The following is a 12,839-nucleotide window of genomic DNA, read 5'->3' as shown; positions in this document are numbered from 1 at the left end:
AGTTGCGTGCGCAAGGGTCGCGATACAGTTGGCGGGAAAAAACATCCGCCAGCCGCTCACTGCAACCAGGGCGGCGGCGGTTCCTCGCGCTCGCCACGCGGCGCGTCGTCGGCCTGGCGCAGCGCCTGGCGACGCGCCTCCTCGCGCTGCGCGGCCTCGATCTCGCGGAGCACCGCGCGCACGTCGGCGGCCTCTTCGGCTTCGACGAAGGTGCCGCTGAGCGGGGTTTCCGCTGTCAGCTCGCCGGCTTCGTAGAGCGCCCACATTTCCTTGGCATAGCGGGTCTGCCTGAGTTCCGGGGCGAAGCGGCCGAAGTAGGCGGCCATGTTGCCGACGTCGCGTTCGAGCATGCTGAACGCATGGTTGTTGCCGGCCGCGTCGACCGCCTGCGGCAAGTCGATGATCACCGGGCCGTCCGGACCGAGCAGGACGTTGAACTCGGAGAGGTCGCCGTGCACCAGGCCGGCGCAGAGCATGGCGACGATCTGGCGGATCAGGAAAGCGTGATGGCGCCGTGCCTCGTCGGGCTCCAGCGTCACGTCGTTGAGACGCGGCGCAGCATCGCCGTCGGCGTCCGCCACCAGTTCCATCAGCAACACGCCATCGAGGAAATCATAGGGCTTCGGCACCCGCACACCGGCCCCGGCGAGACGGAACAGGGCCGCCACTTCGGCATTCTGCCAGGCTTCCTCCTGTTCGCGGCGGCCATACTTCGAGCCCTTGGCCATGGCCCGCGCCTGGCGGCTGTTGCGGACCTTGCGGCCCTCCTGGTACTCGGCGGCCTGGCGGAAGCTGCGCTTGTTGGCTTCCTTGTAGACCTTGGCGCAACGCAGGCTGTCGCCGCAACGCACCACATAGACCGAGGCTTCCTTGCCGCTCATCAGCGGGCGCACGACCTCGTCGATCAGACCGTCTTCGATCAACGGTTCCAGGCGTCTGGGTGTCTTCATCGGTGCTACGCGGTTCCTCGGGGCCAATGTGTAAGGCAAAGGGTCTGACGTTATACGGCAAACGCCGTGCCGAGCACAGCCGGACGCGCCGGCTTTCCGCCGGACTGCGCACCGATCGGCGTACTAGGCCGGTGGCGCGGTGAGTTCGATGCTTTCCGCCACCGCCTGTTCCAGCCGCTGCATCTCCACGTCCAGCGCCTCGGCGCTGTCGGCGTAGCGCCGGGCAACCTCGGCGAAAGCGTCGGCCACGGCGACGAAGGCCTCCACCAGCCGTGGGTCGAATTCACTGCCGGCGCCGGCCTGGATCAGCAGCACCGCCTCGGCATGCGCCAGCGGCGGCCGGTAGGCGTGCCGGCTGGTCAGTTCATCGTAGCGGTCGGCCAGGGCGACGATCCGCGCCGCCAGGGGAATCCGCTCGCCCGCAAGGCCTTCCGGAAAGCCCCGGCCATCCCAGCGTTCGTGATGACTGTAGGCGATCTGCCGGGCGAAGCGGAGGAATCCGGAAGGCTGGCCGAGCCGCCGCTCGGCGCTGGCCAGGGCGTCGCGCCCGGCGCGGGTATGGCCCTGTAGCAGGGCGGTGTCGGCGGCGTCCAGTTGCCCGGGGTTGAGCAGGACCCGGTCGGGCACCGCGACCTTGCCGATGTCATGCAACAGCGCCGACTTGCTCAGCAGGTCGACAGCCTCCGGAGTCAGCTCGTCGGCGAACGCCCGCTGCGCCGCCAGGTGCTCGGCGAGCAGCCTGACATAGCGCTCGATACGCGGAAGATGGCGGCTGCGCGGGTTGTCGCGAAGATCGCCAAGGGTCGCCAGGGCTTCGATGACGGCGTCCTGCAACTGTTGCAGCTGGCGCGTGCGACGGCGCACTTCGAGTTCCAGGTATTCGCTCTTGTCGCGCAGGAAATCGGCATTGGCCTTCAATTGCAGGTGGGTGCGCACCCGCGCCAGGACGATCGGCGGGCTCACCGGCTTGCCCAGGTAATCCACCGCGCCCAGGGCCAGGCCCTGTTGCTCGTCGTCGCGATCAGCGCGGGCAGTGAGGAACATCAACGGGATGTCGCGGGTCAGCGGATCGGCCTTGAGCCGTCGGCAGACCTCGTAGCCGTCCATGCCCGGCATGTTCACATCGAGCAGGATCAGGTCCGGGCGCGGCTCTTCGACGGCCGCCCGCAGCCCGGCCGGGCCGCTGCCGGCGGTGCGCACGCGGTACTGCTCCTCGAGCAGCTCGCGCATCAGCAGCAGGTTGTCCGGGGTGTCGTCCACCACCAGCACGAGTTCCTGCTCGGGCCTGTCCAGCATGCTCTCCATCGCCCCTCCGGCCTTCGCTACGGGGCCGCCTGGCGGCGACCGTCATTCCGTATTGAAGACGCTGGAGACGACTTCTGCACGTCCGGTCAGGCGCCCGGGGCGACCGTTCAGGGCGTCAGGCGGAAACGCAGTGGCGAATCCTCGGCCTCGGCGCCGTTCTCGCTCTCGCCGAAGGCCCGGCGCTCGATGGGGTCCTGGCCGAAATACTCCTTGATCGGCGACTCGATGGCCTTGCCGCCGGGGCTCACGTGACTGGCGCAACCGCCAAGGAACACCAGGACCACACCGATGACCAGCGCTTTCATCTTCGTACCCCCGTCAGCCCGGCCCATCCGGGCGCTGCGCCGCAGCATGGCGCAGCCCGCCTTAGGGATCGCTTAAGGCATTCAGGCGGCGGCGCGGCTGGCGCGCCACTGGGGCAGGCCGATGAGCACCACGGCGCTAATGATCACCAGCATCGCCAGCCCCTCGATACCGCCGATCCGCTCGCCGGCGAACAGGGTGCCGAGCAACACCGCCACCGCCGGATTGACGTAGGCATAGCTGGTGGCTGCCGCCGGCCGCACGTTGCGCAGCAGGTACTGGTAGGCGCTGAAGGCGATGATCGAGCCGAACAGGATCAGGTACACCAGCGCCAGCCAGCCGCTGGTGCTCGGCCAATGCTCCAGGCGCTCGCCGCTGGCCAGACTGCCGACCAGCAGCACCGCGCCGCCGACCAGCATTTCCGCGGCGCTGGCCATCGGTCCGGCCGGCAGCGACAGGCGCCGGCTCCACACCGAGCCGAAGGCCCAGGACGCGGCGGCGAACAGGATCAAGCCGGCGCCGGCAGGGCTGGCCTGGAGGTTCGAACCGAGGTTGAGCAGGACGATGCCGAACAGCCCGAGCACGATGCCGCCCCATTCCAGGGTGGTGTTGCGCTGGCCGAACAACTGGCTGAACAGCAGGGTGAACAGCGGCACCGTAGCCACCGCGAGGGCCGCCACCCCGGAAGACACGCCCCAGTGCTCGGCCACCGTCACCCCGCCGTTGCCGCAACTGAGCAGGAGGATTCCGACGATCCCCGCGCCGCGCCACTCGCGCCAGGTCGGCAACGGCGCGCCGCGCCAGCGCAACCAGGCGAACATCAGGCCGCCGGCGATGACGAAGCGCACCCCGGCCATCAGCATCGGAGGCCAGGACTCGACGCCGAAGCGGATCGCCAGGTAAGTGGAGCCCCAGATGAAGTACAGGGCGAAGAACGCACCGAAAAGCAACAGCGGAATGCGACGGGCAGGCATGGAAAGCACTCGACAGGGCAGGCGGGAGAAAGACTTCATTTTATGAGGTCGCCACCCGCCGGTTAAGGCACAGCCGCTGGTTATCGGGACGTAACACTTTTCTTTCCATGGAAATCGGCCATGCTTTCCGTCGATTCGACAACCGGGACCCATGATGGACAAATACGACCGTGCGCTCCTCGCCGCCCTGATCGACAACGGCCGCCTGACCTTCGCCGAACTGGCCCGGCGCATCAACCTGTCGCCCCCGGCGGTGGCCGACCGGGTGGCCAAGCTGGAGGCCGAAGGGGTGATTACCGGCTACCACGCCTCGGTGAACCTGGCCAAGCTCGGCCTGCCCATCGAGTGCGTGATCGAACTGCGGATCACCGAGAAGGATTGCCAGTCGGTGCTCGACGAACTGGCCCGGATCCCCCAACTGACCCTCTGCCACCGGATCACCGGCGACGCCTGCGTGCTGATGAAGGCCGCTGTGGCTTCGATGCCGGAGTTGCAGGACCTGATCGACCGGCTGATGAAGTTCGGCATCAGCAAGACCTCGATGATCCTCTCCACCCCCTTCGCCGACCGCCAGCCGGCAAGCCTGCGGGGGCAGGACGGCAATGGCGGATGTGCGGCGTGAGCCCTTCGCCGGGGTTATCCGGCAGGCGTCGGGATCCGTACCTTCATCGCCGCCACGAACCCGAACCGTAGGGCGCCAGCAAAAAAAAGGCGGTCCCGTTCGCACGGCACCGCCCAAGTCACGGAGTTGCTTACATCGTCGAGCGACAAGGCCGCTCGCCCTATTGGATTACCGCTCGATGATCGCGGTCACACCCTGCCCACCGGCGGCGCAGATGGAAATCAGCCCGCGTCCCTGCTCCGCCAGCGAGAGCAGCTTGGCCAGGTTGGCGACGATCCGTCCTCCCGTGGCGGCGAACGGGTGGCCGGCGGCCAGTGAGCTGCCCTTGACGTTGAGCTTGCTGCGGTCGATGGAGCCCAGCGGCTGGTCGAGGCCGAGGCGGGTCTTGCAGTACTCGGGGTCTTCCCAGGCCTTCAGGGTGCAGAGCACCTGGGCGGCGAAGGCCTCGTGGATCTCGTAGTAGTCGAAGTCCTGCAGGCTCAGGCCGTTGCGTGCCAGCAGCCGCGGCACCGCGTAGACCGGCGCCATCAGCAGGCCCTCCTGGCGATCGACGAAGTTCACCGCCGCCGCCTCGCCGTCCTTGAAATAGGCCAGGATCGGCAGGCCGCGCGCCTTCGCCCACTCCTCGCTGGCCAGCAGTACCACCGAGGCGCCGTCGGTCAGCGGCGTCGAGTTGGCCGCCGTGAGGGTGCCGCGCGAACCGCGCTCGAACACCGGCTTGAGGGTGCCGATCTTCTCCAGGTCGATATCCGGGCGCAGGTTCTGGTCGCGGGTCAGGCCGCGGAACGGCGTCATCAGGTCGTTCTGCCAGCCCTCCTCATAGGCCGCGGCCAGCTTGTGGTGGCTCTCGAAGGCCAGCCTGTCCTGCTCGTCGCGGGGAATCTGCCAGGTCTGCGCCATCAGTTCGCAGGACTCCCCCATCGACAGCCCGGTGCGCGGCTCGCCGTTGCGCGGGATGGCCGGGACCACGTGGCGCGGGCGGATCTTCAGCAGGCTCTTGAGCTTGTCCAGGTTGCTCTTGCCGCGGTTGGCCTCGAGGAGAATCTTGCGCAGGCCCTCGTTGACCCCGATCGGCGCGTCGGAAGTGGTATCGACGCCGCCGGCGATGCCGCTGTCGATCTGCCCGAGGGCGATCTTGTTGGCCACCAGGATCGCCGCCTCCAGGCCGGTACCGCAGGCCTGCTGGATATCGTAGGCCGGGGTTTCCGGGGCCAGGCGCGAACCGAGCACGCATTCGCGGGTCAGGTTGAAGTCGCGCGAATGCTTCAGCACGGCGCCGGCCACCACCTCGCCAAGGCGCTCTCCGTGCAGGTTGTAGCGCTCCACCAGGCCTTCCAGGGCGGAAGTGAGCATCTCCTGGTTGCTCGCCGTGGCGTACACGGTGTTCGAGCGGGCGAAGGGAATACGGTTGCCGCCGACAATGGCGACCCGGCGCAGCTGGGTCATGGAAGAACTCCTTGCTGGAATCGTTTACGCCGAGCCGAGGCTCGACCCGTTAACTGAGCGGTCAGTGGCGCACAGGCTAACCTTAGCCGGTCGCGTCGCATTGGCCGCCCTGCCGTTATCCCGGTCAGCGCGGTCAATTGCGGCGAACAGGTGGCTGCGTAGAGTTGTCCACACTGTTACCCGCGTTCCCTCGGCATCGTTGGCCGGCGGAATCCACCTTCAGCCTTGGAGCCTTTCCACCGGGAGCCCGTTCCATGACCGATCGTTACATCGCCTTCGCCAACTCCCCCGTCGGCCGCCGCCTGGTTGGCGCCGTCGGCCTTCCCTCCCCGCTGCGCCTGGAGCGCTGGCAGGCCGGCCGGGTGCGCCCGGTGGACGGCCCGCTGGTGATCGGCGGGAGCGGCGCGCTGGCCGAGGCCGTGCTGCCCTTCGCCGGCAAGCTGACCGACGCGGTGTTCGCCGCCGTCGAGGGACAGTTCGAGCTGCCGCGCTGGACCGCCGAGCACAGCCCGCGGGCCAAGGCGGTGCTGTTCGACGCCAGCGGCCTGACCCGCTTCGAGCAGTTGGTGGCGCTGCGCGACTTCTTCCAGCCGGTGCTCAAGGGCCTCGACACATGCCCGAAGGTGGTGGTCCTCGGACGCCCCCCCGAGTCTCTCAAGGACCCGGTCGCCGCCAGCGTGCAACGCAGCCTGGAAGGTTTCACCCGCTCCCTGGGCAAGGAAATCCGTCGCGGCGGCAACGTGCAGTTGCTGTACGTCGGCAAGGGCGCCGAGGACCAACTGGAAGGCGCACTGCGCTTCTTCCTCTCGCCGAAGAGCGCCTACGTCTCCGGCCAGGTGATCCGTCTTGCCGCCAACAGCGCCCAGGTCCACGACTGGAGCAAGCCGCTGGCCGGCCAGCGCGCACTGGTCACCGGCGCCGCCCGCGGCATTGGCGCGGCCATCGCGGAAACCCTGGCGCGCGACGGCGCGGAAGTGGTGCTGCTCGACGTTCCGCCGGCCAGGGAGGCCCTCGAAGGCCTCGCCGCGCGCCTCGGCGGTCGTGCCGTGGCCCTCGACATCTGCGCCGCGGACGCCGGGCAGCAACTGGTGGACGTGCTGCCTGAGGGCGTCGATATCGTCGTGCACAACGCCGGGATCACTCGCGACAAGACCCTGGCGAAGATGAGCAGCGACTTCTGGAACTCGGTGATCAACGTCAACCTCAATGCCCCGCAGGTGCTGACCCAGGCCCTGCTCGACGGCGGCAAGCTGCATGACAACGGCCGGGTGGTGTTGCTGGCGTCGATCAGCGGCATCGCCGGCAACCTCGGGCAGAGCAACTACGCGGTGAGCAAGGCCGGCCTGATCGGCCTGGCCCAGGCCTGGGCGCCGGCGCTGGGCAAGCGCGGCATCACCATCAACGCGGTGGCGCCGGGCTTCATCGAGACGCAGATGACCGCCGCCATTCCGCTGACCATCCGCGAGGCCGGCCGGCGGATGAACTCCATGAGCCAGGGCGGCCTGCCGCAGGACGTCGCCGAAACGGTGGCCTGGTTCGCCCAGCCGTCGTCCGGCGCGGTCAGCGGCCAGGTGCTGAGGGTGTGCGGGCAGAGCCTGCTGGGGGCCTGAGGCGGCCCCTGACTCCCCGGCGACGGGCAGGCGCCCTGCACCAGGAAAACACCGGTAGCCCCTTCGGACAGGCCCTACCCGCGCCCCTGCTGCCCGCGCCGGCGGAACTCCACCGGCGTCTCGCCGACCCAGCGCTTGAAGGCGCGATAGAAGGTGCTCGGCTCGGAAAACCCGGTGCGTTCGACGATCACTTCGATGCGCTCGTCGGTCTTCAGCAGCAGTTCCTTGGCCAGTCGGCAGCGGTAGTCGGTGACCAGGTCGTTGAAGCGCACCCCGGCCATCGCCAGGCGTTCGCGCAGACGTCGGGCCGGCATGCCGAGGCGCGCGGCGACCTGCTCCAGGGTGGCGCCTCCGTCCACCAGCAACTCGCCGATCAGTTCGCGGACCTGGCGCACCAGGTCCAGGCGCTCCACTTCGGCCAGTTGCCGGCGCGCCAGCGACTCGTGCATGCGCAGCAGTTCCGGGGCGGCGTGGCGCGAGGGTTTGTCCAGCACCGCGGCATCGAATACCAGCGCGTAGCGCGGCATGCCGAGGATCGTCGGGCAGCCGTAGACCGCACGGTAGCGCTCCATCGGCGCGCCGGTTTCGTTCATCAGTTGCACTTCCAGCGGCTTGAACTCGCCCTCGGTGAGCGCGCCGAACAGGCGGATCACCGCGCCGGCGAGCATTTCCGGGAAGTGGCGGTTGATCGCCGGCGATTCGCCCAGCGACAGCACCGCGCGCTCGCCCTCCACCTCCAGTTGCGCCTGCAGGGTGTCGGACAGCAGGCGTACGTAGCGCAGGGAATGGCGCAGGCCGGCGCCGAAGGTATCGCTGGAGAGGAACAGGTATTCCAGGAGCAGGCCGTGGAACGCCGGCAGGTGCTCGGCCAGGTGCAGGCCGACATGCTCTTCGCCGCACTCGTCGGCGGCGGCCTTCCAGAACAGGTTCTGTGCGGAATGGGGGAAACGGCCGGCCGGCAGGCCACCCGGCGGCAGCCCGACACGGACCAGGACCCGGTCCGGATCGCAGCCGCTGGCGCGCAGGGCGTCGATCACCGGGCGCATCAGCGCTACATCGTCGGTCAGATCACGCATGGTGTTTTTTCTAGTTATCCATGGGGCGGGCCCATCTTAGGCAGCTTTGCCATCCCCTCTCAAGGAGAGGCCATAGAAATAACCCATCCCGCATGACGGAAAAACCCTCAGATCGACTAGCCGCCGGCGTGGTCGAAAATCTCGATGCAGACGCATCCCGGAGCCGATTGACCGCCCTGCCAGCGGCGTCGGCCAGGCGGCCAATGCCTGCTGCGGGTGCTCGACTAAGCTGACAGCCACCTATTTCGAGGAGATGTCCAATGCCCACCGCCTGGCTCGACCTGCCCGCCCCACCCGCCCTGCCCGGCCTGTTCCTGCGCGCCGCACTGCGCCGCGGCATCCGCGGCAAGGCCCTGCCCGAGCGCGGCCTGCGCAGCGAGGTCACGGTGGACCCGAAGCACCTCGAGCGCTACCGCCAGGTCTGCGGCTTCCGCGACGACGGCCTGCTGCCGCCGACCTACCCGCACATCCTCGCCTTCCCGCTGCAGATGGCGCTGCTCACCGACAAGCGCTTCCCCTTCCCGCTGCTCGGCCTGGTCCACCTGGAGAACCGCATCGACGTGCTGCGCGCGCTCGGCGGCCTCGGCCCGTTCACCGTGAGCGTCGCGGTGGAAAACCTGCAACCGCACGACAAGGGCGCCACCTTCAGCATCGTCACCCGCCTGGAAGACCAGCTTGGCCTGCTCTGGGTCGGCGACAGCAAGGTGCTCTGCCGCGGCGTCAAGGTGCCCGGCGAAATTCCGCCGAAAGCCGAGCAGGAGCCGCTGCCGCTGGAGCCGATCGACAACTGGAAGGCGCCCGCCGACATCGGCCGGCGCTATGCCCGTGCCGCCGGCGACTACAACCCGATCCACCTGTCGGCGCCCAGCGCCAAGCTGTTCGGCTTTCCCCGCGCCATCGCCCACGGCCTGTGGAACAAGGCTCGCAGCCTGGCCGCCCTCGGCGAGCGGCTGCCGGCCTCGGGCTATCGGGTCGAGGTGCGCTTCCAGAAGCCGGTGCTGCTGCCGGCCAGCCTCACCCTGCTGGCCAGCGCGGCGGCGGCGGACGGCCAGTTCAGCCTGCGCGGCAAGGACGACCTGCCGCACATGGCCGGGCATTGGAGCCGGCTACAGGGCTGACGCCGGTCCGCCATGCCTTGAAGCTTCGGGCGCAAAGCCCGAAGCTATGCGGCTGCTTACCGCCACCGCGAAGAATCCCCCATGGACCTGCACGAACTCACCGCGCGCCTGCACGCCATCCGCGACCGCAACGACTGGCGCCAATTCCACAGCCCGAAGAACCTGGCCATGGCCGCCAGCGTCGAGATGGCCGAACTGGTGGAGATCTTCCAGTGGCTGACGGAAGACCAGTCGCGCACGCTGTCGGCCGAGCAGCTCGAACACGCTGGCCAGGAAGTTGGCGACATCGTCCTTTATCTGCTGCTGTTCTGCGGGGAAACCGGCCTCGACCTGGAACAGGTGGTGCGCGCCAAGCTGGCCGACTGCGAACGGCGCTTCCTGCCATGAGCGACCGCCATTTCGACGAACTGGCGACGCGCTTCGCCGAAAAGATCTATGGCGGCGCCAAGGGTGCGATCCGCCTCGCGGTACTCCAGGCCGACCTCGCCGAGGCCCTCCCGGAGCGACCTCTGCGGGTCCTCGACATCGGCGCCGGGCTCGGCCACATGTCGCTCTGGCTGGCCGCTCGCGGCCACCGCGTAACCCTCGCCGAGCCAGCGCAACCCATGCTCGACGGCGCCCGCCAGCGCTTCGCCGAAGCCGGGCAGGCCGCCGAATTCATCCAGGCGCCCTGGCAGGAACTGCTCGGCCAGCTCACCGAGCCCTACGACCTGGTGCTCTGCCACGCCGTGCTCGAGTGGCTGGCCGAACCCCATGCGATCCTGCCGGTGCTGCACCAACTCTGCGCACCCGGCGGCTGGCTGTCGCTGGCCTTCTACAATCGCGACGCGCTGATCTACCGCAACCTGCTCAAGGGCCACTTCCGCAAGCTGCGCAAGGAACGCTTCGCTGGCGAGGGGCAGAGCCTGACCCCGCAGCGCCCGCTCGACCCGCGCGAGCTGGAACAGGCGCTGGCAGCGCGTTGGCGCATCGAGGCGCGCAGCGGCGTGCGGGTGTTCCACGACTACATGCCGAGCGAGTTCCAGGCCAAGGCCGAACGGCTCGACCTGGTGGAAATGGAACTGGCCTACCGCCGCCACCCGGCCTTTGCCGGGCTTGGCCGCTACCTGCACTGGCTGTGCCGCCCGCAATGAAAGGCGCAGAATGCAGTCTGAGCCTGCAAGGGCCGCCGACGTAGCGCGGCCACGGAGCGTCGAGCATGCAATCGCGACTGTTGATCCTGCCGTTACTCGCCAGCCTGGCCGCCCTCGGTGCCTGCCAGGGCGACAATCCCTACCGTGCCAGCTCCCTGCCCTACCCGCCGCAGCCGGCCACCGCGGCCAATCCCGGCCTCGATCCCGGCGCCTATCCGGCGGCGCCGCGCGACTACGCCCGCTACCGTAGCTGGAGCTGGGCCGCCGCCGGGGTCAGCGGCTTTCCCCAGGGCCTGGACGACAACCAGTTGCGCGACGCCGTCAGCCAGCAGCTCGACCAGCGCGGCCTGCGCCCGGCGCGGCCGGGCAGCGCGGCCGACCTGCAGGTCAGCGCGTTCCTGCGCAACGAACTGCGCACCCGCCAGGTCACCGACTACTACGGCGGCTACTACGGCAACTACGGCGGCTGGCGCGATCCCTGGTACGGCTATGGCGCCAGCTACCCGGTGACCCGCAGCTACACCGTGCAGGTCACCGTGGTCCGCGTCGAGCTGAACGACGCCCGCAGCGGCCAGCCGGTGTGGGGCAACAGCGCCGAGTTCGACTCCGGCGACTCCGCCAGCGAACAGGCCAAGGCCCTGCGCGAAGCGGTGAAACGGGCGCTGTCGAGCTACCCGCCGGGCTGATCGGCGAGCACCCGGCGGCGGATCGCCTCCATCTTCCTGGGCGAGTTGCTCATCACCGCATCGGCGCCCAGGGCGCGCGCGGTGCGGTAGTCCTCGGCGGTCTCGATGCCGAACATCACCACCTTCACCGGCTCGCGGCGCACGCAGTCCATCGCTTTGCGCGTCCACAACTGCGCCGCCGGCACCTTGTAGGAAGACTCGCCAAGGGTAAAGCGCTCGGTCACCGTCAGTTCGCGGCGCAGCTCGATGCCCATCCAGGTGCCGCCGGCCGGCGGTGCCTCGCAGCGCTCGCCGAAGGCCAGGCCGACCAGGCGGTTGCGCGTCGCATCGCGGCTTTCGAACTGTCGCGCGCGGTCCGCGTAGCGCTGCGTCAGGTAGTCGTTGGCGGCCTTCTCGGTGGAATAGAAACGCACCCGTGACCAGGCCTTCTGCCGCTCCAGCTCGCCGGCCACGGCATCGACCAGCGGCTCCACCGGCAGCGACTTCATGTCGAGGAACACCGGCACCTGCGGCGGGATCGCCCGCAGCGCCTGGCGCAGCGTAGGAATCCGCAGCGGCTTCTGGCGGTAGGGATAGCTGCCGTCCTCGGCCTTGAACATATAGCCGGCGTTCAAGCGCGCCAGCTCGGCCAGGCTCGACTGGCCGACCGCGCCGGCGCCCTGGGTCAGGACCGCCAGGTCAGCGGGGCGATAGAGCACCGGATGGCCATCGGCGCTCAACTGCACCGACAACCATAGCGCGTCGGCGCCGTTGTCCAGCGCCTTGCGGATCGCCAGCAGGGTGTTCTCCGGGTAGTCCGCGGTGCCGGCGCGATGGGCCACCAGCAGCGGGCCCGGGCCATCCGCCGGTACCACCGAGCGTGCCTCGACGCAGCCGGTCAGCGACAGGCCCAGCAGCAGGATCGCAATACTTCGATTCATTTCATTCTCCCGTCGCGCCCTATAGGGCGGGTGCTCGCCAACGTTACTTGTGGAGACGCTTCAAACCCGCGTTTCCTCTTGCCTTTCATCCGGCGCTGAGCTTGGATGTGAACTCTGACTGGAGAAAAACCATGATCCGCCGAATCCTGCTGCTCGGCCTGCTCCTCAGCCTCGCAGCCTGCGAAACCACCCAGCTCGACCGCGACTTCGACAGCTCCCGCGACTTCGCCGCCTACCGTAGCTGGAGCTGGTCGCAACCCGCCTTCGAATACCGCCCCGACGACCCACGCATCAAGAGCGACCTCACCGAGCAACGCATCCGCGAAGCCGTCGCCCAGCAGCTCGACCAGCGCGGCCTGCGTCCGGCCCAGGGCAACGCCAGGGGCGACGTCACGGTGCGCGCCTACCTGATCGTCGACGATCGCCAGGACCAGATCACCACCAACTACGGCGGCGGTTACTGGGGCGGCTACTGGGGAGGATACTGGGGCGGCCCGGCGATGGCCGAGACGCGCACCGTGAATTACAAGGTTGCCACCCTCCAGGTCGACCTGTTCGACGGCAAGGACGGCAAGCTGGTCTGGCGCGGCAGCGGCGAGCAGATCATGCGCACCAGCCCGCCGAGCCCGGCCGAGCGCGAGCAGGCGATCCGCGAGACGGTGCAGAAAGTCATGTCGCAATACCCGCCGCGCTGAC

At 68.8% G+C, this 12,839-nt stretch carries 14 protein-coding genes; 7 read left to right on the top strand and 7 right to left on the bottom strand.

Annotation, left to right across the window (positions count from 1 at the left end; translation table 11 throughout):
• Positions 1-56: 56 nt before the first annotated feature.
• From HMPREF1224_RS31435 to yedA, 4 genes are all read right to left on the bottom strand, one after another.
• Entirely contained in the window at positions 57-950 is an 894-nt protein-coding gene (locus HMPREF1224_RS31435) for a PA4780 family RIO1-like protein kinase (RefSeq protein ID WP_003095255.1), read from the bottom strand.
• A gap of 123 nt (positions 951-1,073) precedes the next feature.
• Positions 1,074-2,255, bottom strand: a complete 1,182-nt coding sequence (locus HMPREF1224_RS31430) for a cyclic di-GMP phosphodiesterase (protein ID WP_003102241.1) — start codon at positions 2,253-2,255, stop codon at positions 1,074-1,076.
• Positions 2,256-2,362: 107 nt separating this feature from the next.
• Positions 2,363-2,608 carry a hypothetical protein gene (locus HMPREF1224_RS31425; protein WP_003102243.1) on the bottom strand — a complete coding sequence of 82 codons (246 nt, stop codon included), beginning with the start codon at positions 2,606-2,608 and terminating at the stop codon, positions 2,363-2,365.
• A gap of 33 nt (positions 2,609-2,641) precedes the next feature.
• Positions 2,642-3,532, bottom strand: coding sequence for a drug/metabolite exporter YedA (gene yedA, locus HMPREF1224_RS31420; RefSeq protein ID WP_003102245.1), 891 nt, complete (start codon positions 3,530-3,532; stop codon positions 2,642-2,644).
• A gap of 154 nt (positions 3,533-3,686) precedes the next feature.
• Here yedA and HMPREF1224_RS31415 point away from each other — a divergent pair, with 154 nt between their 5' ends.
• A complete protein-coding gene (locus tag HMPREF1224_RS31415; protein ID WP_003095262.1) occupies positions 3,687-4,154 on the top strand; it encodes an Lrp/AsnC family transcriptional regulator in 468 nt (155 codons plus the stop codon).
• Between the two features lie 168 nt (positions 4,155-4,322).
• Here the strand turns inward: HMPREF1224_RS31415 and HMPREF1224_RS31410 are convergent, their stop codons facing one another.
• Positions 4,323-5,600, bottom strand: coding sequence for an acetyl-CoA C-acetyltransferase (locus HMPREF1224_RS31410; RefSeq protein WP_003102247.1), 1,278 nt, complete (start codon positions 5,598-5,600; stop codon positions 4,323-4,325).
• Between the two features lie 254 nt (positions 5,601-5,854).
• Between HMPREF1224_RS31410 and HMPREF1224_RS31405 the strand changes: the two genes are divergently transcribed.
• A complete protein-coding gene (locus HMPREF1224_RS31405; protein WP_003146159.1) occupies positions 5,855-7,210 on the top strand; it encodes a 3-oxoacyl-ACP reductase in 1,356 nt (451 codons plus the stop codon).
• 74 nt (positions 7,211-7,284) lie between these two features.
• On the opposite strand, the gene HMPREF1224_RS31400 is transcribed toward HMPREF1224_RS31405, so the two are convergent.
• Complete coding sequence (locus HMPREF1224_RS31400) at positions 7,285-8,286, bottom strand: AraC family transcriptional regulator (protein ID WP_003095270.1); 1,002 nt, start codon at positions 8,284-8,286, stop codon at positions 7,285-7,287.
• A 260-nt stretch (positions 8,287-8,546) separates the two neighbouring features.
• On the opposite strand from HMPREF1224_RS31400, the gene HMPREF1224_RS31395 reads away from it, so the two are divergent.
• The 4 genes from HMPREF1224_RS31395 (at position 8,547) to HMPREF1224_RS31380 (ending at position 11,223) form a co-directional block, all read left to right on the top strand.
• On the top strand, positions 8,547-9,404 hold the full coding sequence (locus HMPREF1224_RS31395) for a MaoC family dehydratase (protein ID WP_010793737.1): 858 nt from the start codon (positions 8,547-8,549) through the stop codon (positions 9,402-9,404).
• An 81-nt stretch (positions 9,405-9,485) separates the two neighbouring features.
• Positions 9,486-9,791 carry a nucleotide pyrophosphohydrolase gene (locus HMPREF1224_RS31390; RefSeq protein ID WP_003102255.1) on the top strand — a complete coding sequence of 102 codons (306 nt, stop codon included), beginning with the start codon at positions 9,486-9,488 and terminating at the stop codon, positions 9,789-9,791.
• Complete coding sequence (locus tag HMPREF1224_RS31385) at positions 9,788-10,537, top strand: methyltransferase (RefSeq protein ID WP_003111303.1); 750 nt, start codon at positions 9,788-9,790, stop codon at positions 10,535-10,537. The genes HMPREF1224_RS31390 and HMPREF1224_RS31385 overlap by 4 nt, the downstream gene beginning before the upstream one ends.
• A gap of 65 nt (positions 10,538-10,602) precedes the next feature.
• Positions 10,603-11,223: a DUF4136 domain-containing protein gene (locus tag HMPREF1224_RS31380; RefSeq protein WP_003102259.1), complete on the top strand. Its 621-nt coding sequence runs from the start codon at positions 10,603-10,605 to the stop codon at positions 11,221-11,223.
• Here HMPREF1224_RS31380 and HMPREF1224_RS31375 read toward each other — a convergent pair.
• Positions 11,208-12,143: a glycerophosphodiester phosphodiesterase family protein gene (locus HMPREF1224_RS31375; protein WP_003102260.1), complete on the bottom strand. Its 936-nt coding sequence runs from the start codon at positions 12,141-12,143 to the stop codon at positions 11,208-11,210. The genes HMPREF1224_RS31380 and HMPREF1224_RS31375 overlap by 16 nt on opposite strands.
• A gap of 131 nt (positions 12,144-12,274) precedes the next feature.
• Here HMPREF1224_RS31375 and HMPREF1224_RS31370 point away from each other — a divergent pair, with 131 nt between their 5' ends.
• Positions 12,275-12,838, top strand: a complete 564-nt coding sequence (locus HMPREF1224_RS31370) for a DUF4136 domain-containing protein (protein WP_003095282.1) — start codon at positions 12,275-12,277, stop codon at positions 12,836-12,838.
• The last annotated feature ends 1 nt before the right edge of the window (position 12,839 follow it).

Source organism: Pseudomonas sp. P179, from assembly GCF_000478485.2.
Lineage (GTDB): Bacteria > Pseudomonadota > Gammaproteobacteria > Pseudomonadales > Pseudomonadaceae > Pseudomonas > Pseudomonas aeruginosa.
Note: the sequence above shows the minus strand (reverse complement) of the source record. Positions and strands in the feature narration are given on the sequence as shown.

Bases quoted from the DNA above. Each gene is read 5' to 3' on its own strand.
- HMPREF1224_RS31435 (WP_003095255.1), bottom strand. From the start codon at position 950: ATGAAGACACCCAGACGCCTGGAACCGTTGATCGAAGACGGTCTGATC.
- HMPREF1224_RS31430 (WP_003102241.1), bottom strand. From the start codon at position 2,255: ATGGAGAGCATGCTGGACAGGCCCGAGCAGGAACTCGTGCTGGTGGTG.
- HMPREF1224_RS31425 (WP_003102243.1), bottom strand. From the start codon at position 2,608: ATGCTGCGGCGCAGCGCCCGGATGGGCCGGGCTGACGGGGGTACGAAG.
- yedA (WP_003102245.1), bottom strand. From the start codon at position 3,532: ATGCCTGCCCGTCGCATTCCGCTGTTGCTTTTCGGTGCGTTCTTCGCC.
- HMPREF1224_RS31415 (WP_003095262.1), top strand. From the start codon at position 3,687: ATGGACAAATACGACCGTGCGCTCCTCGCCGCCCTGATCGACAACGGC.
- HMPREF1224_RS31410 (WP_003102247.1), bottom strand. From the start codon at position 5,600: ATGACCCAGCTGCGCCGGGTCGCCATTGTCGGCGGCAACCGTATTCCC.
- HMPREF1224_RS31405 (WP_003146159.1), top strand. From the start codon at position 5,855: ATGACCGATCGTTACATCGCCTTCGCCAACTCCCCCGTCGGCCGCCGC.
- HMPREF1224_RS31400 (WP_003095270.1), bottom strand. From the start codon at position 8,286: ATGCGTGATCTGACCGACGATGTAGCGCTGATGCGCCCGGTGATCGAC.
- HMPREF1224_RS31395 (WP_010793737.1), top strand. From the start codon at position 8,547: ATGCCCACCGCCTGGCTCGACCTGCCCGCCCCACCCGCCCTGCCCGGC.
- HMPREF1224_RS31390 (WP_003102255.1), top strand. From the start codon at position 9,486: ATGGACCTGCACGAACTCACCGCGCGCCTGCACGCCATCCGCGACCGC.
- HMPREF1224_RS31385 (WP_003111303.1), top strand. From the start codon at position 9,788: ATGAGCGACCGCCATTTCGACGAACTGGCGACGCGCTTCGCCGAAAAG.
- HMPREF1224_RS31380 (WP_003102259.1), top strand. From the start codon at position 10,603: ATGCAATCGCGACTGTTGATCCTGCCGTTACTCGCCAGCCTGGCCGCC.
- HMPREF1224_RS31375 (WP_003102260.1), bottom strand. From the start codon at position 12,143: ATGAATCGAAGTATTGCGATCCTGCTGCTGGGCCTGTCGCTGACCGGC.
- HMPREF1224_RS31370 (WP_003095282.1), top strand. From the start codon at position 12,275: ATGATCCGCCGAATCCTGCTGCTCGGCCTGCTCCTCAGCCTCGCAGCC.